The following is a 21,767-nucleotide window of genomic DNA, read 5'->3' on the forward strand; positions in this document are numbered from 1 at the left end:
ATGACCAGCATTGGGGTGTATGCAGACTGGGACGGTCTCCCCGTCCCACGAAGGCTGGGTTTGCTGACGTCGAGAAAGACCCGCGCCAGCGAACTCTTCGATTTCCGTTATGACCCCGATGTGTTGACGGACCCGGTCCTCGGGCTCATCCACCTGGACCCGCGCCTCGGGCTGTTCGAAGGTTCACAGTTCCCTGCCGCGCCACAGGACAAGTTCGGGGTCTTCGCCGACTCCAGCCCGGACCGCTGGGGCCGACTGCTGATGGACCGGCGCTGGGAGCGCGAGGTGCGTGTCGGCGTCGTCGACAAGGCCTCTCGGCTGTACGAGTCGGATTATCTGCTGGGCGTGCATGACCTCTATCGCGTCGGCGCCTTGCGCTACAGGCTCGACGACCGCGGTGCGTTTCTCGATGACCGTGCCGATCTGGCTGCGCCGCCCTTCACCGAAATCGCCGCGCTGGAACGCGCTGCCCGTGCGCTGGAAGATGACCCGGACAACACCGCCAGGCACGGTAGCGACTGGTTGCGAATGCTCATCGCTCCCGGCGGCTCGCTCGGTGGCGCGCGGCCCAAGGCCAGCGTGGCGGACAAGCAGGGTCGCCTCTACATCGCCAAGTTTCCCAGCCGTCGCGATCACTATGACGTGGGCGGCTGGGAGATGCTGGTCAATGCGCTCGCAGTGGGTTGTGGCCTGCGCGTTGCCGATGCCCAGGCGCAGAAGTTCGCCAGCGATCACCATTGCTTCATGGTCCGCCGCTTCGATCGCACAGACGCGGGCCGTCGGCTGCATTTCGCGTCGGCGATGACTCTGACCGGGCGCGCGGATGGCGATGATGCGTCAACCGGGGCGAGTTACCTGGAGCTGGCCGAGGTGCTGATCCGCGAAGGGGCGCAGACCAGCGCGGACCTGCGCGAGCTATGGTCGCGCATTGTGTTCAATCTGCTGGTCTCCAACACCGACGACCACCTGCGCAACCACGGCTTCATCCTGGTGCCCGGTCGCGGTTGGCGCTTGTCGGAGGCTTATGACATGAATCCGGTCGCCCAAGCCGATGGCCTGAAGCTGAACATCACCGAAGCGGACAACGCCCTGGACCTGGAGTTGGCACGGGAAGTGGCGCCCTACTTCCGTCTGAGTGCGGGCCAGGCGGAGGAGATCATCGCGCACAGCCGTGGCATCGTCCGCCAATGGCGAACCCTGGCCCGCGGGCTCGGGCTTCCGGTGCGCGAGCAGGAGCGCATGGCCGATGCCTTCCGCCTTGCCGGGGGCTGAGCACCGGGCATCACCCCAGTGTCACCAAAATCTGCACCCCAACCCGCTCCGGAATCTCGTTCTGCGACAGCACGTGCAGCCCCGGGCTGAACACCCGTGCGTAACGCGCCAGCAGCGGGCGCACCCCGCGAATACGCTGCGCCAGCGGCGCGCCGCAGGCCTCGTTGACCAGCCTGTAGCCCAGCGACGTCGACAGCCGCTCCACCAGCGGAATGTCTTCCCAGCCCAGCTGCTGCGCGCGCTCCTGATCCATGGCGTGGCTCAGACACCTGGGTCTGCTGCAGTGATTGCGCCTCGATGGGCGGGCCGGCCAGCGGCAGGATGATCAGCGGGATGCCGATGCGGCCGCTCTGGAAGGTCGGCAATAGTGACTGCAGTAAGCGCGTGGTCAGACTTTGTTCAGAGTTCTTCGTGAATGGGGACGTTCTGGATCAGCTCCGGCCGTTCACGGCGCCCAGAGCGCGAGGCCTTGAGCTGGAGGATGTAGGTGAGGACGTGGGCCACGGCCTTTTACAGCTCGCGGGGAAGGATTAAGGGAACAGGAAAAATAATTGGTGCGGGAATTCCGGCGATCGTTTCGTCGGCAGGGCTGACTGACGCCACTGTGTCCTTGTACCTAGGATCGGTCATCTATGTTGTTGGGACATGTCCGACAGCCCAGGCTTCGGGGTGCGGCTAAGCTCTCTGGTTCCACATGGCTGTGGATAGTTCGTGTGAACAACTCGATCCGAACCCCGACCCGTTCCGAACGAAGAGAAGGACCTTCATGATCTCCGTCTACCAGCTCAAGTCCCGTTTCCAGAACCTGCTTCGCCCGCAAGTCTCCCGCCTCCACGAGCGCGGCGTCACCGCCAACCAGGTGACGCTGGCGGCCTGCGGCCTTTCGCTGCTGGTGGCGCTCACGGTCGCGCTGCTGGCCGGCCACGCCTGGATATTCCTGCTGATCCCCCTGTGGATGTTCCTGCGCATGGCGCTCAACGCCATGGATGGCATGCTTGCCCGCGAGTTCGGCCAGCAGTCGAAGCTGGGCGCCTACCTCAACGAACTCACCGACGTGATCGCCGACAGCGCGCTGTACCTGCCGTTCGCCCTGCTGCCGGGCGTAAGCCCGGCGCTGGTGGTGCTCGTGGTTGTGCTGGCGGTGATCAGCGAGTACGCCGGCGTGCTCGGCGTGATGGTCGGCGCCTCAAGGCGTTACGACGGCCCCATGGGCAAGAGCGATCGCGCCCTGTGCTTCGGCGTGTTCGGCGCGGCCGTGGCGGCCGGGCAACTGCCGCTGGTCTGGCTGAACCCGCTGCTGGTGCTGCTGGCACTGCTGCTGGTGCTGACTATCGTCAACCGGGTGCGCCAGGGGCTGGCCGAGCAGAAGGAACAACAGGCCGGCTGAACAAGGGCCGCCATGTCAAGACGGGGACCGGACAGTCCCGCAAGCCATCGAACAGAGGAAGTTATGCGCGAGTCTTCGAATCACCACTTCGTTACCCACGACGGCGTCGAGCTGTTCTATCGCCACTGGCCGGCTGCCGGCGCCAGCGATGAGCCGCGTCGCGCGGTGTTGCTGTTCCATCGCGGCCACGAGCATTCCGGGCGCATCGGCCACCTGGCCGACGAGCTGGACCTGCCCGGCTTCGACGTGTTCGCCTGGGACGCCCGCGGCCACGGCCAGTCGCCCGGCGCGCGTGGCGACAGCCCGAGCTTCGGCACCAGCGTGCGCGACGTGCAGACCTTCGTCGAGCACATCGCCGCGACCTACGGCATCGCCGTCAGCGATATGGCGGTGGTGGCGCAAAGCGTCGGCGCCGTGGTCGTCTCCACCTGGGTGCACGACTATGCGCCGCCGATCCGCAGCCTGGTGCTCGCCTCGCCGGCGTTCAAGGTCAAACTCTACGTACCCTTCGCCCGGCCGGGTTTGAAGCTGGCGCGGGCGTGGCGCGGCAACTTCTTCGTCAACAGCTACGTGAAGGCGAAATTCCTCACCCACGACCCCGAGCGCATCGCCTCCTACGACAGCGACCCGCTGATCGCCAAGGCCATCTCGGTGAATGTGCTGCTGGGCCTGTATGAGGCGGCAGACCGTGTGGTGGCTGATGCCCAGGCGATCCAGGTGCCGACCCAGCTGCTGATTTCCGGCTCCGACTTCGTGGTCCACCGCAAGCCGCAGCAGCGCTTCTTCGACAACCTCGGCACGGCGCGCAAGGAGCTGCACCTCCTGCCCGGCTTCTTCCACGACACCCTCGGCGAGTTGAACCGCGAACAGGCGACCACGCGCGCGCGACGTTTCATCCTCGAATGCTTCACCCGCGCGCCGGAGCGGGCGGACCTGCGCGATGCCGACCGCTTCGGCTACACCTGCGCCGAAGCGGAAGCACTGGCCACGCCGCTGCCCAGCGGCTCGGTCCGCGACCTCTACTGGCGCGCCACCCGCGCCAACATGCGCCTCGGCCGGTTGCTGTCCGACGGCATCAATCTCGGCTTCCAGACCGGCTTCGATTCCGGCAGCACCCTGGACTACGTCTACCGCAACCAGCCGGCTGGTGCAGGCCCGGTGGGCCGGATGATCGACCGCACTTATCTGGAGTCCGCCGGCTGGCGCGGCATCCGCCAGCGCAAAGTGAACATCGAGGAGCTGCTGCGCCTGGCCATGGCCAGCCTGCGCGAGCAGGGCTGCGAAGTGCGCATCCTCGACATCGCCGCCGGCCACGGGCGCTACATCCTCGAAGCGCTGCAGGGCCTCGATGCACTGCCGGAAAGCGTGCTGCTGCGTGACTACAGCGAGCTGAACGTGCGCGAGGGCTCGGCGCTGATCGAACGCCTCGGCCTCAAGGAGCGCGCCCGCTTCGTCCAGGGCGATGCCTTCGATGGCGCGGACCTCGCTGCGGTGGAACCGAAGCCAAGTCTGGCGGTGGTCTCCGGCCTTTATGAGCTGTTCGCCGACAACGCGATGGTCAGCGGCTCGTTGGCCGGCCTGGGCGAGGCGGTGGAAGAGGGCGGCTACCTGATCTACACCGGCCAGCCCTGGCACCCGCAGCTGGAGCTGATCGCCCGTGCCCTCACCAGCCACCGCGCCGGCCAGGCCTGGGTGATGCGCCGTCGCACGCAACTGGAGATGGACCAACTGGTGGCCGCCGCCGGCTTCCGCAAGCTGGCCCAGCGGATCGACGAGGACGGCATCTTCACCGTTTCCCTGGCCCGCCGGGAGCGCAGCTGATGGCGTCGATGCCGGCGCGCGACCCCGGCGTGCTGCGTCGCGCGGTGATCTGGCTGCTGTTCCTCGGGCCGTTCTTCTTCCTCAGCTACGGCTTCGCCAACTGGGTGGCGGCGCAGCGCGAGTCGGTTGGCGTGCTGGTGTTCGACTGGGAGCGCGGCACGCCGCTGTGGCCCTGGACGATCATCCCGTACTGGTCCATCGATCTGCTCTACGGCCTGTCCTTCCTGCTGCCGCGCACCCGGCGCGGGCTGGACTGCCACGCCCTGCGCCTGCTCACCGCGCAGGTCGTCGCGGTGACCTGCTTCCTGCTGTTTCCGCTGCGCTTCAGCTTCGAGCGGCCGGTGCTGGGCGGCTCCTTCGGCTGGCTGTTCGACCTGCTGATGGGCTTCGACAAGCCATTCAACCAGGCGCCCTCGCTGCATATCGCCCTGCTGGTGATCCTCTGGGTCGCCTATGGCCGCTACGCGCGAGGCGGCTGGCGCTGGCTGCTGCACGGCTGGTTCGCGCTGATCGGTGTGTCGGTGCTGACCACCTGGCAGCACCATTTCATCGACGTGCCGACCGGTGCACTGCTGGGCTTCCTCTGTGTCTGGCTGTGGCCGCGCGAGGTTCGTTCGCCCGTGCAGGCATGGAGCCTCAGCCGCGATCCGCAACGTCGGCGGTTGGCCGGAATCTATGGTGGCGGGGCGCTGCTGTGCTTGCTGCTGGCGCTGGCCGGCGGTGGCCTGTGGCTCTGGCTGTGCTGGCCGGCACTCTCGCTGGCGCTGGTTGCCCTCTGCTATCTGGCCATTGGCACGGTGGGGTTCCAGAAGCGCCTGGATGGGCGCCACTCGGTGGCCGTTTCCTGGCTGCTGGCGCCGTACTGGCTGGGGGCGTGGCTCAACGCGCGCTGGTGGACGCGCCGCCATCCGCAGCCGGACGAGGTGCTGCCAGGGCTCTGGCTCGGGCGCTTGCCGGATTGGTACCAGCCCCATCATCTGCCGAGCCTGGCGATCCTCGACCTGTGTGCCGAACTGCCCTGCACTGCGCTGACCCGCCGTTATGAGTGCCTGCCGCTGCTCGATCTGGTCGCACCCAGCGCCGAGCAGTGCCGGCAGGGCGCCGAGCTGATCGACCAGTTGCGCGCCGAAGGCCCGTTGCTGGTGTGCTGTGCGCTGGGTTGCTCGCGTAGTGCCACGCTGGTGGCGGCCTGGCTGCTGATCGCAGGGCATGCGGCCACGGTCGAGGACGCGCTGGCGCAGATTCGCCGGGCGCGTCCGCAGGTGGTGCTGAAGTCTGAACAACTGGCGGTGCTGGCGCAGATCGCCGGCCAGCCGCACTTGTCGCAGGAGGTGAGCCATGTCGGTTGATCCGGGCCTGATCCTGGTGGCCAGCCTGCTGCGGCGTGGCAGCAGCCTGAATGGCCTGTCTTCTGCGCTCACCGTGCTGGCCCTGGCACTCGGCTTCTACGGCGTGCTGATGGCCAGCGCCACGCTGGCGTTCAGCCTGAGCATGGCGCTGCTGGTGCTGCTTGGCCTGGTGCAGAAGTTCTATGCCATGCGCGTGGCGCTGGACGCCGATCTGTTCGAGGCCATGGCCAATGCCGGTGACGCGCTGCCGGAGAAAACCCGGCAACTGGACGACGCACTGGCCACCTATGTCGGCGTACCCGCAGAAATGTCCGGCCGCACCTGGAGCGAGCGCAGCCGTGGCGCGCTCGCGCTGTTGCGCCGGCAAGTGTTGCTTTGTGCGGTGCAGTGGCTGGTTGCGCTGCTGTGCCTGATTACCCTGACCTTCCAATCCTGAGGAACCTGCCCGGATGCTGGAACGACTCTTCGCCTACGCCATCATCGCCGGTGCCCGCGCGGTGACCGGCCTGCGCAGCCTGTGGATCGGCACCACGCCGATCCCGGTGCAGCGCATCTACTACGCCAACCACAGCAGCCATGGGGATTTCGTTCTGCTCTGGGCCTCGCTGCCGCCCGAGCTGCGTTCCCGTACGCGGCCGGTAGCCGGCATGGACTACTGGGGAAAGGGCGGCCTGCGAGGCTTCATCATCAACCGTGTATTCCATGGCGTGCTGATCGATCGTGCGCGCAGCGCCGAGGGCGGCAATCCGCTGGAGCCGGTGGAGCGTGCCCTGGCCGACGGCGACTCGCTGATCCTCTTTCCCGAAGGCACCCGCAACCTCGACGAGGAAGTGCGCCTGCTGCCGTTCAAGAGCGGCATCTTCCACCTGTCCAGGGCCCACCCGCAGGTGGAGTTGGTGCCGGTGTGGCTGGACAACCTCAACCGCGTGATGCCCAAGGGTCGCGCGCTGCCCTTGCCGCTGCTGTGCACCCTGAGCTTCGGTGCGCCGCTGGCGGTAGAGGAGGGCGAAGCCAAGGAAGCTTTCCTCGAACGCGCCCGCGAGGCGCTGTTGCAACTCGCCGCGCCGGAGGGTCGCTGAGATGAATCAGACCTGGCTGCTCTTCGGTGGTATCGGCGCCATCCTCGTCCTCGCCTCGCTGGTCGGCGCCGTACTGCGCTGGCGCGCACCGGCCGGACCGCATGCGGTGATCGACAACCTCAACGCGCGGATCAACGCCTGGTGGGTGATGGTCGCGGTGATCGGCTGCGCCTTCGCCCTCGGCTACTGGGCGGTGATCCTGCTGTTCTACGGGGTGTCCTTCTACGCCTTGCGCGAATTCCTCACTCTGATGCCGACCCGGCGCAGCGACTACCCGGCGCTGGTGGCGGCGTTCTACTTCGTGCTGCCGATGCAGTACCTGCTGATCGGCATCGGCTGGTACGGGCTGTTCAGCATCTTCATCCCGGTCTACGTGTTCCTGCTGCTGCCGATCCTCGCCTCGTTGGGCGGTGACTCCAAGCACTTCCTCGAGCGCGCCTCGAAGGTGCAGTGGGCGCTGATGCTGGCGGTGTTCTGCATCTCCTACGTGCCGGCGCTACTGACCCTGGACATCGCCGGCTACGAGGGCCGCAACCTGCTGCTGATCGCCTTCCTGGTGATCGTCGTGCAGTTGTCCGACGTGCTGCAGTACGTCTGCGGCAAGCTCATGGGCAAGCGCAAGATCGCGCCGAACCTGTCGCCGTCCAAGACTCTGGAAGGCTTCGTCGGCGGCGTGACGCTGGCCACGCTGATCGGCGGTGCGCTGTGGTGGATCACGCCCTTCACCTTCTGGCAGGCGCTGCTGATCGCCCTGATGATCAACATCCTCGGCTTCTTCGGCGGGCTGGTGATGTCGGCGATCAAGCGCGACCGCGGGGTGAAGGACTGGGGCCACATGATCGAAGGCCACGGCGGCATGCTCGACCGCCTGGATTCGGTTTGCTTCGCGGCACCGGTGTTCTTCCATTTCGTCCGCTACTGGTGGACCTGACTTCCGTCGGAAATCCCCCAGGCGCTCCGGGGTAGCGGCCCCGGAGCGTTGGTTCGTGGCTACGCTTGCTTTGTTTGCCGACGAAAATTTGCTGACGAAATGTCGTCTGGCAATGGGGTAGTTGGGGCATAGGCAGTCGAATCTTCGCGGGGCCATCGAGCAATGAGCACTTTCCTTCCACGAATCATCGGCGGAGCTGCATCTTGAGCAGCCCGGCGAACGGTTTTCCCTTCACCTGCCTGGTCACGGCCATCGGCTCGTATTCCGCCGAGGCGGTGATCGCTTCGATACGTGAGCATTGGGGGGCGCGGGTAGTGGGGACCAATACCCAGCACCGCGATTGGTGCACGACATCGGCTTTGCTGGATACCTTTCATCAGGTTCCCCCGGCGCGAAACGCCACCGAGTACGTCGGTCGCATCCTGGACATCTGCGAAGCCGAGCAGGTGACCCATGTGCTGCCGCTGATCGATCCCGAGGTCGATGCCTTCGCGCAGCACCACGAAGCCTTCACCGCACGCGGCATCACGCTGTGCATGCAGCCGCTGGAGACCATCCGCGTCGCCCGGGACAAGTGGCTGGTGCACCAGGCCTTCCGGGATGATCCGCTGATTCGCACCATTCCGACCTGGCGCCTGGAGGACCTGCCCGTGTCGGGGCTGGACCTGCCGCTGATCGCCAAGCCGCGCGACGGGCGCAATTGCGAAGGGCTGATGCAGGTGCGCGATGCGGATTTCCTGCACTACGTGCGCAAGCGTTTCTCGGATCGCGACTACATCGTGCAGCCGCTGCTGCCGGGTGATGTCTGCGTGGTCGACGTGGTGCGTCAGCACCGCAGCGGGGAATGGGCGGCCATGGCTCGCCAGGAGTTGGTGCGCACGCCCACCGGCGCGGGGCTGACCGTGCGCATGCTCGCCGATCCTCAACTGGTGGAGATGGCAGGACAGGTCGCCCGCGTGCTGGGGGTGAACGGCTGCATCAACATGGAGTTCCTGGTGCAGAACGGCGAGGCGCTGCTGATGGACGTCAACCCGCGCTTCTCTGGGGGGATTGCCTTCAGCCATCTGTCCGGCTACGACATGGCGGCCAACCACCTGCGCTGCTTCCGCGAGGCGCCGCTGGATGCGCCGGTGCTGCCAGCGCCGAGCATTCATGCGCGGCGGCTGGTGGAAGTGACGACCTGCTCCGGGCTGCCGGCACGCGTTGGAGCGGACTCTGTCCGCGATGTGCTGACACCGCTGCAGCGTTGAAGGGATTTCCCCTGCGGGAGCGGGCGCTTGCCCAATGTTGGTTCGGCGTCCGCCGCGTGGGCGATCGCGGACGGAGTCCGCTCCTACGTTCCCAGGAACATCGGTATAGACCTGTAAGGGAGCAGCATCAGAAGATGCTGCTGACCTCGCCTGACGCCATCACCTTTGCCTCGATGATCTTCTGGCTACGCAGGTTCTTCACGCGGATCACCTCGTCCTGCTTGCCGTTGGCCACTCGGCAGGTCAACGAGCTGCTGGAGCAGCGCTCCGCCGGCAGCCTCGAAGGCCTGGAGTCGGTGCAGGACATCCAGCGCTCGGGTAAGGAAACCCTGCTGTTCAGCGCCTGGCGCCAGCTCGGCGAGCCGGCGGCGGCGGTGCTGGGCGACGGCATGAGCACCTAACAGGTGCTGCGGCGCTTCAACGTCACGCTCGGGCAGGCCGGCATCCGCGCCGAACTCGATCGCCACGCCAGCGAGGACGAGCGCGAGTGGGCGCACACCTTTGCCGCGTCCATGCTCGACCGCATGGGGCGCAGTGCCACGCATTACAGCGCGGCGGCGCAGACGGTGGTGGCCAACCTGAGTCGGTTTGCGGTGGTGAGCCTGCTGGCCTGAGCCTTGAGTGGTCCCGTGTAGGGCGCATAACGCGCCAGCGCTATCCGCCGTGTGGGTGGCAGGTACTTCGGCGCTGGGGCTACCCCCCTCCCAGAGGGAGAGGGGACTGATCGGCGCAGGGGGCGGTCATGGTGTCATCCGGCACGGACAGCCCCCTCTCCTGGAGGGAGAGGGCTGGGGTGAGGGGGGAGCTTCGCACGGGACTCCCAGGGTGGTGTTCTTGAAAGCAATAAAAAAGGCGGAGCCCAGCTCCGCCTTTTTCGTTTCATTCGGTGATCAGGCCAGCTTCAGCAAGCCCATGCCCAGCACCAGCATCGCCAGGCCCAACCAGCCGCGCCAGACCAGGCGCTGGCCGAACAGGGCCCAGCCCATGGCGACGGTGGCGAGGATGCCGAAGCCACCCCAGATGGCGTAGGCCACCGACAGTTCGATGCCGCGCACCGCCTGTGCCAGCGCGGTGAACGCGCCCAGCACGCAGAGGATCGAAACCGCGCCGATCAGGCGCTTGCGGAAGCCGTCGGAGTACTTCAGCAGCAGGTTGGCGATCACTTCCAGGACGATGGCCAGGCCCAGCCAGGCCATCGGAATCAGGTCATGGTTCAGCATGTGACAGCCTCCATGTCGCTCTCACGGCTCTCTTCGCGCTTGGCGGTACGGGTACCGGATTTCACCAGCAGGATGCCGGCGATCATCACTGCCAGGCCCAGGGCCTTGTCCAGGCTCAGGTGCTCGCCGAGGAAGAAGGCGCTGACCAGGGTGATCAGCACGATGCCGATGCCTTCCCAGAGGGCGTAGGCGACGCCGACCGGCACGCGCTTGATGGCCAGCGACAGGAAGTAGTACGACAGGCCGATCATCACGTACATCAGCAGCAGCCCGGCAATCGGGAACAGCGTGTGGGTGAATTTCATCGAGGTGGTGCCAACGACTTCGAAGCCGATGGCGGCAAACAGATAGATCCAGGAACGCATGGTAAAGCCCTCCCACGGGCAGCCGCGCGCAGTCTCGCTAAGAGCATCCTTGCGGCGGTTTCGGTTCGGGTTCGGCGGCGCCGACTCGGGCGGCAATCTCCTTCGAGTGTTTGCCGCGCTTGGCGCCACCAACAGGTGGTTGCCGAAGGGAGGAGCTAGAGGTCGCCGGTCCAGTGACGCTCGCGCGAAACCAGGCGGGAAGTGGGGAGAGGTAGAGTCTTGATGTTCAACATAATGAACACATTATGCCCATTTTCCGCTTCGCTGGCAAATCAGCTGCCTCGATTTCAGCTATGAATGCCCATGAATAGGCGGCTTAGGCGTTCGCTGAATCCTGCGCGCCATCAGGGTTGTGCAATATTCTGTTCATTTGATTCGGCCTGCGACAGCGCGCCACAGGAATGATCTGCGCCGGGTTGCGGAAGGGCCACTCCTGCTAGCATCCTTGCTCGAAATCCTGTCGGAGACTGCGATGATCGCCCTGCGAGAAGCCTGGAAGGCCGGACTCTTCGGCCGTGAGCACTGGACGCGCAACCTGGTGGCCGGGGTCATAGTCGGGGTGGTCGCGCTGCCGCTGGCGATGGCCTTCGCCATCGCCAGCGGAGTGAAGCCGGAGCAGGGCATCTACACGGCGATCTTCGCCGGCGTGCTGGTCTCGCTGCTGGGCGGCAGCCGCGTGCAGATCGCCGGGCCCACTGGCGCCTTCATCGTCATCCTCGCGGGCATCACCGCCAAGTACGGTGTGGACGGCCTGCAGATCGCCACGCTGATGGCCGGCGCGATTCTCGTGCTGCTGGGCATCAGCCGCCTGGGCAGCATCATTCGCTTCATCCCCGCGCCGGTGATCGTCGGCTTCACCGCCGGTATTGGCGTAATCATCTGGGTCGGCCAGTGGAAGGACTTTTTCGGCCTGCCGGCGGTGACCGGCGAGCACTTCCACCAGAAGTTCTGGCACCTGATCCAGGCGCTGCCGCAATTGCATCTGGCGACGACCCTGCTGGCGCTGCTGAGCCTTGCGCTGGTGCTGTTCACCCCACGTATCGCCGCGCTGCGCCGGGTACCCGGCCCGCTGGTGGCGATGGTGGTGGTGACCGCCATCCAGTCGCTGTTCCACTTCGACGGCGTGGCCACCATTGGCAGTGCCTTCGGCGGTATCCCCCAGGGCCTGCCCAGCTTCAGCCTGCCGGAAGTGACCCTGCCGCGCGTGCTGGAACTGATCGGCCCGGCCTTCGCCATCGCCATGCTGGGTGCCATCGAATCGCTGCTCTCGGCGGTGGTCGCCGACGGTATGGCTGGCACCCGACACGACTCCAACCAGGAGCTGATCGGCCAGGGCATCGCCAACCTGGTCACCCCGCTGTTCGGCGGCATCGCCGCCACCGGTGCGATCGCCCGCACCGCGACCAACATCCGCAACGGCGGCAACAGCCCGCTGGCCGGCGTCACCCATGCAGCGACGCTGGTGCTGATCCTGCTGTTCCTCGCGCCGCTGGCCTCGAACATTCCGCTCTGCGCGCTGGCGGCGATCCTCTTCGTGGTGGCCTGGAACATGAGCGAGGCGCGGCACTTCCTGTTCATGCTCAAGCGCGCGCCGCGCGCCGACGTGACCATCCTGCTGGTGACCTTCCTGCTGACCGTGTTCAGCGACCTGGTGATCGCGGTGAACATCGGCGTGATCCTCGCCATGCTGCACTTCCTGCGGCGCATGGCGTCCTCGGTGGAAGTGCACGCCGACGACGGCCCGGAGCTGGAAGTGGAACTGCGCGGCCGCGGCCTCGGCGAGCTGCCACCCGGCGTGCTGGTGTACAGCATCGAGGGGCCACTGTTCTTCGGCGCGGCGGAAACCTTCGAGCGCGCCCTGGCCAAGACCCACACCGACCCGAAGGTGCTGATCATCCGCCTGCGCCATGTGCCGTTCATGGACATCACCGGCCTGCAGACGCTGCAGGAAGTGATCGAGCAGTTGCAGCGGCGGGGCATCGAGGTGCGGCTGTGCGAAGCCAATGCGCGGGTGCTCGGCAAGCTGCGCAAGGCGGGGGTGCTGGAGGAGATTGGCGCGGGGTATCACCCGGACTTCCCGGCGGCGTTGTCCGCTGCCACCTCGGAGGTTGCCGGCGAAGCACGTGCGTAGGATGGGTGGAGCCTGCGATACCTATGCTGTTGCTGCGCAGGGTTGATGGGTATCGCTGCGCTCCACGCCATCCTACGTTGACGCTCCCTTGGCGCCCGGTGATTCAGGAGGCCGCAAACGCCCCAGGCGTTATCCGCCTGCGAGCGCCGAGGTTGCCGGCGAAGCACGTGCGTAGGATGGGTGGAGCCTGCGATACCCATGCTGTTGCTGCGCAGGATTGATGGGTATCGCTGCGCTCCACGCCATCCTACGTTGATGCTCTCCTGATGCCCTGCACCAGGGTCAACCCTGCATCAGCTCCGCCAGCAGTTCGTCCTTCAGCTTCGTCAGCAATGGCGTTCCTCGCTCGCGCGGATGGGGAAGATCGACGCGCACCTCATGGCGAATCCGCCCCGGCCGCGCGTCCATGACGATCACCCGGTCACCCAGGTACAGCGCTTCTTCCACGTCATGGGTAACCATGATCATGGTGCTGCGCTGCTGCACCCAGATGCGCTGCAGCTCATGCTGCAGGCGCACGCGGGTGAGGGCGTCGAGGGCGCCGAAGGGTTCGTCGAGCAGCAGTACCTTGGGCCGGGTGATCAGCGCGCGGGCGATGGCGGCGCGCTGTGCCATGCCGCCGGAGAGCTGGTGCGGGTAGGCCTGCTCGAAGCCGGTGAGGCCCACCAGTTCCAGGTGGTCGGCGACCCGCTCGCGCTTCTCGGCGCGGCTGAGTTTCTGCTGTTTCAGCGCCAGGGCGACGTTCTCCTCCACCGTCTTCCAGGGGAAGAGGCGGTGGTCCTGGAACACGATGCCGCGCTCCAGGCTGGTGCCGGTCACGGCTTGCCCGTCGAGCAGAATGCGCCCGCTGTAGTCGTTCTCCAGGCCGACGATCAGCCGCAGCAACGAGGATTTGCCGCAGCCGCTGGCGCCGACGATGCTGACGAACTCGCCGGGGCGCACCGCCAGGTCGATGTTCTCCAGCACCGGCAGGCGACGGCCGTCGATGGAATAGGCCTTGCTCAGGCCCTGGATGGCCAGCGCGCCGTGTTGCGCCTGCTGGGCCGGAAGGAGGGCGGGATCGAGGATCGCGTTCATGGTCTGGGCACTCATGGCAAATAGGCCGAATCTGGAAAGAGTTAGCGCAGGTTGCGCCAGCGCAGCAGGTGGCGCGCGGCGCGGGCGAACAGCTGGTTCATGGCGTAGCCGAGCAGGCCGATGCTGAGCACGCCGATCACCACGATCTCCATGCGCGAACCGGTCTCGGCGTTCATCATCAGGTTGCCCAGGCCCATGCCGGTGGAGAGGAACAGCTCGCAGCCCACCGAGCTGACCCAGGCGAAGGCCAGCGCGTGCAATACGCCGTTGCTCAGGCTGGGCAGCGCGCCGGGCAGCAGCACTTTGCGGAACTGCTGCCAGGGGCCGAAGGCATACAGGCGGCCGACTTCGCGGTAGCGCTTCTCCACATCGCGGAAGCCCTCGAAGGCGTTCAGCGTCATCGGGTAGAAAGCGGCGAGGCTGACGATCAGCACCTTGGACGCCTCGCCGCTGCCGAACCACAGGGCGATCAGCGGGATCAGGCCGAGGATCGGCACCTGGCGGAGGGTGTGGTAGAGCGGCGCGAACAGCCGCTCCAGCGGTCGCGACAGCGCCATGCCGGCGCCGAGCGCGAAGCCGGCGAGCACGCCGATCAACAGGCCGAGACAGGTGCGTTGCAGGCTGGCGGAAACGCTCAGCCACAGCTCGCCGGTCTTGATCAGCTCGACGAAGCCGGTGCCGATGCGTTCCAGCGGCACGAAGGCGTAGGCGGCGCTGGCGCCCTGCTGCGACTGCCAGTGCCAGGCGGCGATCAGCAGCGTCGGCAACAGCAGTCCGCGAAATCTCTTGAGGACTCGGATCATGGCGTCGGTCTCCAGCGCAGCAGGCGCTTCTCCAGCAGGCGGAAGGCGAGGTCGAGGACAAAGCCGATGGCCCCAGTGACGATCACCCCGACCATCACGATGTCGATGCGCAGCATCTGCCGGCTCAACTCGATCATCTGCCCCAGGCCGCTGTCGGCAGCGAGTAGCTCGGCGGCCACCAGCACCATCCAGGCGCGGCTCAGACTGATGCGCAGGCCGGTGACGATGGGCGGCGCGGCGGCGGGGAAGGCGACGTCGCGCAGCAGGCTCCAGAGTGGCAGGCGGTACACGCTGGCGACCTCGAAGTAGCCGCGCGGAATGCCCTTCACGCCTTCGCTGGCGGCCAGCGCTACGGGGAAGAAGGCGGCCTTGGTGACGATCAGGATCTTGAAGGTCTCTTCCACGCCGAAGAACAGGATGAACATCGGGATCAGCGCAATCGACGGCACCTGGCGCAGGGTGTGGAACAGTGGCGCGCAGTAGGCTTCCACGCTCTTCGACAGGGCCATGGCGGTGCCGAACAACAGTCCGCCGATGGCGCCGATGGAGAAGCCGATGGCCAGGCGCGACAGGCTGTTCACCACGTGCTCGCGCAGCTCACCGCTGGCCAGCAGGTCGCGGAAGCTGGCCCATACCTCTGCTGGCGGCACCAGCAGTTGCGGCGGGAACCAGCCGGCGCGGGCGGCGCCGAACCAGGCCAGCAGCAGGAGCAGCGGCGAGGCGAACCAGCTCAGGCGATCGAGTGTTCGGTTCATGGGTCAGCCCTCCTGGCCGAGCAGCGGCCCGGCGCTCTGCCGGCGCAGCTTGCGTTGCCAGCAGAACAGCGCGGCCAGCAGCACCAGGGGTATCCAGCAGAGGAACAGGTTGCCCAGCCCGACGAAGTGGCTGATCGCCCCACCCAGCAGTGCGCCGGAAAAACTGCCGGACATCGAGGCAAGGTTGAACAGCCCGGAAATCTTGCTCTTGTCCATGGCGTGCTCGCCCAGTTGGGCCATGTTCACCAGATGGATGAGCGCTGCCGCCGCACTGAGCAGCACGCCGCCCAGGGCCAGCAGCCAGTAGTCGCGGGCGACGCCGAGCAGCAGCAGAGCGGCCAGTGCTGCCGCAAGGCTGCCAACGTAGGCCAGGCGCCGGCCGCTGCGTTCGATCAGGTAGCCGAAGCCGAACAGCCCGAGCACCGAGGCCAGGCCCTGAATCATCACCAGGCTCACCGCCTGGCCTTGCGTGAGGCCGACGACTTCCATCGCCAGCAGCAGGATGAAGGTGCCGAACAGCGCACTGGTGGCAGCGCTGAGCAGCTCGATCAGGCAGCTCTCGGCGATCTCGACGTTGGCCAGCATGGCGCCGACCTGTTGCAGCAATCCACCCGTGGCAGCGGCCACGGGCACGTCATCACTGGGTACTTCTCCCTCCCAGAAACCGAGACTGTAGAAGGCCATCAGGCCGAAGCACAGGCCGATGGCGGCAAACCCCCAGGTGAAGCTCGCCGCGCCGCTCAGCCAGTTGCCCAGCAGCGGGCCGAGCAGGCCCATCCCCAGGGTCAGCGAGCCGCGGTACCAGCCGGCCTTGTCGTTGCCGATGCGCTTGAGCTGGCGCAGGAAGGCGCTGTTCATGGCGACGATGCGGAACGGGATGCACAGGCCGATCAGCAACCGGGCGAAGGCCAGCCACAGCCAGCCGCCGAACAGCGGGATAGCCAGGTTCAGCAGCATCGGCCCGAGGCTGGCGAGGAAGTACACCCGGCGCGCGCCGAAGCGAGCGATGACGAAGCCGGCGGGCAGGGTGAGGATCACCATGCCCAGGGCCTCCATGGCCGAGATGATGCCGATCTGCATGGCGTTGGCGCCGATGCTGATGGCGTAGAGGGTGGTGACGATCTTCGCCATGCCGATGGTGGCGCCGCTGAAGGCTGCCAGCAGCATGAAGTTGAGCAGGAAGGCGGCGGGCCGCTCGGTGTTAGATGGCGACATCGATCCCCCCCAGCAGGGTTTCCAGCGGGCGTGGGTCGATCCAGTCGTCGACGCTGAAGTTCTTGCCGATGAACTCCCAGCGCTGCAGAAACGCAGTGAGGTCGCGCAGCGCGTTGACCGAGCGTTCCGCCAGGTTGGTCTGCAGGCGCAGGTGCGCGTCATCGCCATAGGCGCTGGCCACCCAGAACTCGCTGGTGTTCAGCTCGCGGGCAAGGAAGCGGCGGGTTTCTTCGGGGTGCGCCCAGGCCCATTGCTCGGCGTGCAGCACGCTATCGAGCACCCGCACGGCGGCATCGAAATGCTCGTCCAGCAGTTGCTGGTCGACGGTCAGGGTGCGCGGTGTGCCGATGTTCGAACGCACCAGCGGCTCGGGGTGCGAGCCGACGTCCAGCACCACATGCAGGCCGAACTCGTGGGCCAGCTGCAGGCCGTGGGCGCCCTTGAGGAAGATGGCGTCGATGTCGCCGCGCAGCAGGCCGATCAGCTCGTTGTTGCGCTGCACCACGCGGTTGCCCTTGAGGGCCACCTGGGCGCCGAACACGTGGCGCACCGGGTCGTCGCTGAAGGTGCCGCCGTAGGGGTAGTCCACCAGCTCGACGTCGCGCACTTCCAGGCCTTCCAGCCGCAGGGCGTTTTCCAGGCCGCGCAGGGACTGGGCGCGGGTGAAGTCGATCTGCACGTTGGCCCACTTCGGCAGGCCGAAGCGCCGGTGGCGCAGGTCGCGGATGCTGCGCACGCCGCTGTCCGGCGCGCTGACGATGAGCTGCACTTCGTCGCTCCACGACAGCCCGAGCACCCGCGTGCGCGCGCCGTTGGCGCGGGCCCAGATGGCCGGGATGTTGCCACCGTGGCGCACGGAGTAGGGCAGGTGATGGTCGAAATGCGCCTCGCGCACCTCGCGTTCGGAAGACTCGCGCAACGACTGGATGCGCGTGCCGAACGGGCGGAAGGCCTGCGCCAGGCGCCCGGATTCGACGGCTATGCCGAGCCCCGTGGGAACGGGGCTGTGGGTGTACCAGAGGGTTTCCAGCGGTGTGCTCATGGGTGTCCGTCGGGGGATGAAAGCCCCCGCGCCGTCGCGCGGGGGCCAGGTCGGGAAACAGAGGGAGTCGCCCTCGTGACGTTGATCAGCCGGTCTTCTGCGCGAGACGGCTGCGCAGAGCTTCCAGCGGGCGCGGGTCGATCCATTCGCGCACGTCGAAGCGCGCCGGGATGAAGTTCCAGCGCTGCAGGAAGTCGGTGAAGTCCTGCAGGGCGAGGATCGAGCCTTCGTCCAGGTTGGTGCGCAGGCGCAGGTGGGCGTCTTCGCCATAGGCGGTGGCGACCCAGAATTCGCTGCTGTTGGTTTCCCGCGCCAGGTAGCGGCGGGTGTCGTCCGGGTGCTGGTGCGCCCAGTCTTCCGCGCGCAATACCGAGGCGAGGATCGCGGTGGCGGCGTCGGGGTGTTGCTCCAGCAGGTTGAGGTCGACGCTCAAGGTGCGAGGCGTGCCGTTGTTGGCGCGGATAAGCGGCTCCGGATGGGCGCCGGTGTCGATCACCGTGTGCAGGCCGAACTGCTGCGCCAGCTGCACGGCGTGGGCGCCCTTGAGGAAGATCGCGTCCACTTCGCCACGCAGCAGGCCGACCAGTTCCGGGTTCTGGCTGCGCCGACGGCTGCCGCCGTGACCGGTGATGCCGACGATGTTGCCCGGCGCCTCGTCGCTGAAGGTGCCCTTCAGGCCGAAGTCCACCAGCTCCAGGTCGCGTACTTCCAGGCCTTCCAGGCGCAGGGCGTTCTCCAGGCCGCGGATGGCCTGGGCGCGGGTGAAGTCGATCTGCGCGCCGCTCCAGTCCGGCAGGCCGAAGCGCCGGCCCTTGAGGTCGCGCACGCTGCGGATGCCGCTCTCGGCGGTGGTCAGGATCAGTTGCGCCTCATCGGCCCAGGACAGGCCGATCACGCGGGTTTCGCGGCCGCTGGCGCGGGCCCAGATGGCCGGGATGTTGCCGCCGTGGCGCACCGAGTTCTGCAGGGTGTGGTCGAAGTGCGACTCGCGCACCGCCTGGTCGGCGGACTCGCGCAGCGACTTGATCTGCGTGCCCTGCTCGGCAAGGGATTCTTCCAGCCAGCCTTTCTGCACGGCGATGCCGAGGCCGGTGGGTACCGGGCAGCGGGTGTACCAGAGGGTATCGAGGGGACGGGACATGTGCAGCTCCTTGTGGCTCAGGCGCGGGCCTTGAGTTCGTGGACGTCGGCGCGTTTGCCCTGCACCAGCGGCAGGACTTCCTGGCCGATGCGCAGGGCTTCTTCCAGGTGCGGGTTGCCGGCGAGGATGAAGGTGGAGAAACCGGCATCGCGGTATTCGGCGAGGCGCTCGGCGACGTTCTCGTGGCTGCCCACCAGGCCGATGGTCGGCCCCGGCTTGGCCTTGCCGAAGCCGGCCCAGAGGTTGGGACCGAGGATCAGGTCGTCGAAGCGCTCGACGTTCTGGTGGTAAGCGGTCTGCCGCGCGGCGCCGACGGAATCCGAGCCAGTGGCGAAGTTCTTGATGAAGGCGCTGGTGCGCGCGTCGATGCGCTCGTACTGGCGGCGCAGTTCGCTCCAGGCGGCCTCTTCGGTTTCGCGGGCGAACAGATCGATGCGGATGCCGAAGCGGATCTCGCGGCCCTGCTTGTCGGCCAGCTCGCGCACCCGTTCCAGGTGCGGCTTGAGCTTGTCGATGGGTTCGGCCCAGTTGAGGTAGACGTCGGCGTGCTTGGCTGCGACGTCCAGCGCCGGGTCGGAGAAACCGGAGAAGTACACGCCGGGTTTGCGCACGTTGCGCAGCGCGATCGGCAGCGAGCCGTTCTCCAGCTGGTAGATGTCGCCCTGGTAGGAGAACTGCTCGTTCTTCCACAGGCCGTCGATGATGTCGAGGAACTCGCCTGTGCGCTGGTAGCGCTTGTCGTGTTCGAGGAAGTCGCCGTTGGCGCGCTGGCTGGCGGGGTTGCCGCCAGTGATGATGTTCCATTCCAGGCGGTCGCGGGACAGGTGCTGGAGGATCGCTGCCTGCTGCGCGGCATAGGCCGGCAGAGTCCAGGCGGCCTGGAAGGCGATCAGGAACTTGATCCGGCGGGTCTCGCGGGCCAGCGCGGCGGCGGCGATCCACGGCTCCGGCCCGGTGGGCAGCAGCGCGCCCTCGAAGCCGGCGATCTCGGCGGCCTTGGCCACCTGGGCGATGTAGTCGATGTAGGTGAAGCCGTCCGGCTCGCCGTTGGGCAGGCGGCCCGGCGCAATGTTGCCGGGGCGCTCGATATGGCTGCCACGGTTGTTCTTGTCAGAGGCGAGATAGGGACCGTCGCTGCCCAGCGGCAGTCGCCAGAAGAATTCAGTACTCATGGCCTTGCTCCTTTACTTGGCGGGGGCAGCGTCGTGCTGCTCGTGCAAGGTCTTGAGCAAGGGCTGTGCCCAAAGCCCGCAAGCCAGGCGGGGCGCGGTTTGCAGGCTGGTGTGCTGCTCTGGCAGCAGGGCGTTTGTCTGTACAGCAGCAGTGGGTCAGCAGGGGATGCTGGGCGGGCAGCAATTTTTCCCGCTCTGCCAGGGTTGGCACCTGGCTGTTGGCTTTGATATTTTCTAACCTGTTGATTTGTAGCGATATTTTATAGTGGCACAAGTCCTGCTCAGTCAGTGGAACACCGCCATGCGGTTCATCCATCCCCGACTGCCAGGAGGCATTCCATGTCCACCCTCGACCCGCAACTCGCCCGCCAGCTCGAACAGGTCCGCCGCGATTTCGCCAAGGCCTTCCGCGTGCTCAAGGACAGCCGCACCCTCACCGCCACCAACACCTACCAGGCCTACGTGCGGGTGCCGGACAGCGACAAGGTGATCGCCGTGCACGCGCCCAACCCGTGGGCGGACGACCAGGAAATCCGCGCGGTGGTCGCCACCTATGAAGGCGAGGTGATCCTCGACGAAAGCATTCCCGGCGCAACCCCGCTGAGTGGCCGTGGCGCAGGCGGCAACGGCAAGCGCTACGCGGCGATCTTCCAGGTGCGCCCGGAGGTGAACGTGGTGATCCACGTGCACACCCCTTACCTCGGCGGCTGGGCCAGTGCCCACCGCGTGCTGCCGATCCGCTATGCCGCCTCCCAGCGCGTGACCCTGGCCCGCGAGCTGCCGATCTACATCGACCGCCGCCAGCCCGAGCCGCTGTTCATCCTCGACCGGCTCGCCGAGAACGCCAACACCCCGGCGATTCTCGAAGCCAACGGCGGCGCGACCTTCTGGGGCGACGACCTGATCAAGGCATCCAAGCTGATCCTGCTGATCGAGGAAGGCGCGTACTTCCAGGGCCTTGCCGAAGGCCTCGGCGGCTCCCAGGAATTCGGTCCTGGCGTGCTGGAACAGCAATGGAAGATGACCGGCCTCTGGGAGCAGGGCCAGAAGCTGCTGGAAGCGGCGGCCTGAGTTTCTTCCCGGCATGAAGAAGCCCTCTTGCGAGGGCTTTTTTTGTGGGCGAGGATCAGGCTCCTACAGGCTCCGTGTGTTCTTCCGCGCCGCGCGCTCGAACACATTCTCCGCCCATTGATTCAGGCTCTTGCCGGAGGCCTTCGCTGCGATGACGGCGGCCGCATGCACCTCCGGCCGGATGCGCAGCATGATCTTCCCGGACGCGGGCTTCTCCGGCTCCACGCCGCGCTCGGCGCAGTCAGCGAGATAGTCCTCGACCGCCTCCTGCAAGGCAGCATGCAAACCACCGACGCTGTCGGCATGGAAGCTGATGATGTCGTGCACGCCCAGCAGGCGACCCACGAAAAGATCGTCGCGGTCGTCGAACTCGATGCGGGCGGTGTAACCCTTGTAGGTCATGCGACTCATGTTTCCACTCCAGCCCGGCGCAGGAGTTCGCGGGCTTCTTCGACCTGGTAGCGCTTGGCTTCCTTGCCCGGATGCGGGCGATGGCAGCGCCAGGTCTGTCCTTGCAGAACCATCCTTACTCGCGAGCCCTCTCGCTCCTCCACGACTCCGCCCAGATACAGGATCAGGGCCTCGATGTCGGCAAACACGATCCCCGCACTGGTGGGCGTGCGGTAGATCATGGCAAGGGTCTTTCGGTGGCGGTTCTGCATCATTGAATGCTATCGCTGAATGAT

Annotated in this window: 23 protein-coding genes and 1 pseudogene; 11 read left to right on the plus strand and 13 right to left on the minus strand. The window is 66.6% G+C overall.

Going from position 1 to position 21,767, the window contains the following annotated elements; genetic code table 11:
• Entirely contained in the window at nucleotides 1-1,272 is a 1,272-nt protein-coding gene (locus CTR55_RS15370) for a HipA domain-containing protein (protein WP_296287432.1), read from the plus strand.
• A gap of 10 nt (nucleotides 1,273-1,282) precedes the next feature.
• On the opposite strand, the pseudogene CTR55_RS15375 reads toward CTR55_RS15370, so the two are convergent.
• Nucleotides 1,283-1,556, minus strand: a pseudogene (locus CTR55_RS15375) (hypothetical protein); the annotation flags it as partial.
• Nucleotides 1,557-2,038: 482 nt separating this feature from the next.
• On the opposite strand from CTR55_RS15375, the gene CTR55_RS15380 reads away from it, so the two are divergent.
• From CTR55_RS15380 to CTR55_RS15410, 7 genes are all read left to right on the plus strand, one after another.
• On the plus strand, nucleotides 2,039-2,659 hold the full coding sequence (locus CTR55_RS15380; RefSeq protein ID WP_296287433.1) for a CDP-alcohol phosphatidyltransferase family protein: 621 nt from the start codon (nucleotides 2,039-2,041) through the stop codon (nucleotides 2,657-2,659).
• A 63-nt stretch (nucleotides 2,660-2,722) separates the two neighbouring features.
• Complete coding sequence (locus tag CTR55_RS15385) at nucleotides 2,723-4,480, plus strand: bifunctional alpha/beta hydrolase/class I SAM-dependent methyltransferase (protein WP_296287436.1); 1,758 nt, start codon at nucleotides 2,723-2,725, stop codon at nucleotides 4,478-4,480.
• A gap of 8 nt (nucleotides 4,481-4,488) precedes the next feature.
• On the plus strand, nucleotides 4,489-5,829 hold the full coding sequence (locus CTR55_RS15390; protein ID WP_296287992.1) for a phosphatase PAP2/dual specificity phosphatase family protein: 1,341 nt from the start codon (nucleotides 4,489-4,491) through the stop codon (nucleotides 5,827-5,829).
• Complete coding sequence (locus CTR55_RS15395) at nucleotides 5,819-6,265, plus strand: hypothetical protein (protein WP_296287438.1); 447 nt, start codon at nucleotides 5,819-5,821, stop codon at nucleotides 6,263-6,265. The genes CTR55_RS15390 and CTR55_RS15395 overlap by 11 nt, the downstream gene beginning before the upstream one ends.
• A 13-nt stretch (nucleotides 6,266-6,278) precedes the next feature.
• Nucleotides 6,279-6,908 carry a lysophospholipid acyltransferase family protein gene (locus tag CTR55_RS15400; protein ID WP_296287440.1) on the plus strand — a complete coding sequence of 210 codons (630 nt, stop codon included), beginning with the start codon at nucleotides 6,279-6,281 and terminating at the stop codon, nucleotides 6,906-6,908.
• 1 nt (nucleotide 6,909) lies between these two features.
• Complete coding sequence (locus CTR55_RS15405) at nucleotides 6,910-7,839, plus strand: phosphatidate cytidylyltransferase (RefSeq protein WP_296287442.1); 930 nt, start codon at nucleotides 6,910-6,912, stop codon at nucleotides 7,837-7,839.
• A 203-nt stretch (nucleotides 7,840-8,042) separates the two neighbouring features.
• Nucleotides 8,043-9,089, plus strand: coding sequence for an ATP-grasp domain-containing protein (locus tag CTR55_RS15410; RefSeq protein ID WP_296287444.1), 1,047 nt, complete (start codon nucleotides 8,043-8,045; stop codon nucleotides 9,087-9,089).
• Between the two features lie 127 nt (nucleotides 9,090-9,216).
• Here CTR55_RS15410 and CTR55_RS27385 read toward each other — a convergent pair whose 3' ends face one another.
• A complete protein-coding gene (locus CTR55_RS27385) occupies nucleotides 9,217-9,480 on the minus strand; it encodes a flagella basal body P-ring formation protein FlgA (RefSeq protein ID WP_363711049.1) in 264 nt (87 codons plus the stop codon).
• A gap of 13 nt (nucleotides 9,481-9,493) precedes the next feature.
• On the opposite strand from CTR55_RS27385, the gene CTR55_RS15420 reads away from it, so the two are divergent.
• Nucleotides 9,494-9,703: a hypothetical protein gene (locus CTR55_RS15420; protein ID WP_296287447.1), complete on the plus strand. Its 210-nt coding sequence runs from the start codon at nucleotides 9,494-9,496 to the stop codon at nucleotides 9,701-9,703.
• A 276-nt stretch (nucleotides 9,704-9,979) separates the two neighbouring features.
• On the opposite strand, the gene mdtI is transcribed toward CTR55_RS15420, so the two are convergent.
• Entirely contained in the window at nucleotides 9,980-10,309 is a 330-nt protein-coding gene (gene mdtI / locus CTR55_RS15425; protein WP_296287449.1) for a multidrug/spermidine efflux SMR transporter subunit MdtI, read from the minus strand.
• Complete coding sequence (locus tag CTR55_RS15430; protein ID WP_296287451.1) at nucleotides 10,303-10,674, minus strand: multidrug efflux SMR transporter; 372 nt, start codon at nucleotides 10,672-10,674, stop codon at nucleotides 10,303-10,305. Before CTR55_RS15430 ends, mdtI begins: the two co-directional genes overlap by 7 nt.
• A gap of 472 nt (nucleotides 10,675-11,146) precedes the next feature.
• Between CTR55_RS15430 and sulP the strand changes: the two genes are divergently transcribed.
• Nucleotides 11,147-12,805 carry a sulfate permease gene (gene sulP, locus CTR55_RS15435; protein ID WP_296287452.1) on the plus strand — a complete coding sequence of 553 codons (1,659 nt, stop codon included), beginning with the start codon at nucleotides 11,147-11,149 and terminating at the stop codon, nucleotides 12,803-12,805.
• 282 nt (nucleotides 12,806-13,087) lie between these two features.
• Here the strand turns inward: sulP and CTR55_RS15440 are convergent, their stop codons facing one another.
• From CTR55_RS15440 to CTR55_RS15470, 7 genes are all read right to left on the minus strand, one after another.
• Nucleotides 13,088-13,882, minus strand: a complete 795-nt coding sequence (locus tag CTR55_RS15440; protein WP_296287993.1) for an ABC transporter ATP-binding protein — start codon at nucleotides 13,880-13,882, stop codon at nucleotides 13,088-13,090.
• 41 nt (nucleotides 13,883-13,923) lie between these two features.
• Entirely contained in the window at nucleotides 13,924-14,685 is a 762-nt protein-coding gene (locus CTR55_RS15445) for an ABC transporter permease (RefSeq protein WP_296287454.1), read from the minus strand.
• Nucleotides 14,682-15,440 (minus strand): ABC transporter permease, encoded by a 759-nt coding sequence (locus tag CTR55_RS15450; protein WP_296287456.1) that lies wholly within the window; start codon nucleotides 15,438-15,440, stop codon nucleotides 14,682-14,684. Before CTR55_RS15450 ends, CTR55_RS15445 begins: the two co-directional genes overlap by 4 nt.
• Nucleotides 15,441-15,443: 3 nt before the next feature.
• Nucleotides 15,444-16,655 (minus strand): MFS transporter, encoded by a 1,212-nt coding sequence (locus CTR55_RS15455; RefSeq protein WP_296287458.1) that lies wholly within the window; start codon nucleotides 16,653-16,655, stop codon nucleotides 15,444-15,446.
• A complete protein-coding gene (locus CTR55_RS15460; protein WP_296287460.1) occupies nucleotides 16,642-17,697 on the minus strand; it encodes an ABC transporter substrate-binding protein in 1,056 nt (351 codons plus the stop codon). The genes CTR55_RS15455 and CTR55_RS15460 overlap by 14 nt, the downstream gene beginning before the upstream one ends.
• 85 nt (nucleotides 17,698-17,782) lie before the next feature.
• The gene (locus tag CTR55_RS15465) at nucleotides 17,783-18,838 is read right to left on the minus strand and encodes an ABC transporter substrate-binding protein (RefSeq protein ID WP_151188988.1); all 1,056 of its coding nucleotides are present in this window, start codon (nucleotides 18,836-18,838) and stop codon (nucleotides 17,783-17,785) included.
• A gap of 17 nt (nucleotides 18,839-18,855) precedes the next feature.
• On the minus strand, nucleotides 18,856-20,010 hold the full coding sequence (locus tag CTR55_RS15470) for an LLM class flavin-dependent oxidoreductase (protein ID WP_045213251.1): 1,155 nt from the start codon (nucleotides 20,008-20,010) through the stop codon (nucleotides 18,856-18,858).
• 339 nt (nucleotides 20,011-20,349) lie between these two features.
• Here CTR55_RS15470 and CTR55_RS15475 point away from each other — a divergent pair, with 339 nt between their 5' ends.
• The gene (locus CTR55_RS15475) at nucleotides 20,350-21,081 is read left to right on the plus strand and encodes a class II aldolase/adducin family protein (RefSeq protein WP_296287466.1); all 732 of its coding nucleotides are present in this window, start codon (nucleotides 20,350-20,352) and stop codon (nucleotides 21,079-21,081) included.
• Nucleotides 21,082-21,144: 63 nt separating this feature from the next.
• Here the strand turns inward: CTR55_RS15475 and CTR55_RS15480 are convergent, their stop codons facing one another.
• Together CTR55_RS15480 and CTR55_RS15485 are read right to left on the minus strand one after the other, a co-directional pair.
• Nucleotides 21,145-21,492, minus strand: a complete 348-nt coding sequence (locus CTR55_RS15480) for a type II toxin-antitoxin system HicB family antitoxin (RefSeq protein WP_296287468.1) — start codon at nucleotides 21,490-21,492, stop codon at nucleotides 21,145-21,147.
• The gene (locus CTR55_RS15485) at nucleotides 21,489-21,713 is read right to left on the minus strand and encodes a type II toxin-antitoxin system HicA family toxin (RefSeq protein ID WP_296287469.1); all 225 of its coding nucleotides are present in this window, start codon (nucleotides 21,711-21,713) and stop codon (nucleotides 21,489-21,491) included. The genes CTR55_RS15480 and CTR55_RS15485 overlap by 4 nt, the downstream gene beginning before the upstream one ends.
• Between the last annotated feature and the right edge of the window lie 54 nt (nucleotides 21,714-21,767).

It is taken from the genome of Pseudomonas sp., assembly GCF_002796985.1.
In the GTDB taxonomy this organism is placed as follows: Bacteria; Pseudomonadota; Gammaproteobacteria; order Pseudomonadales; family Pseudomonadaceae; genus Pseudomonas.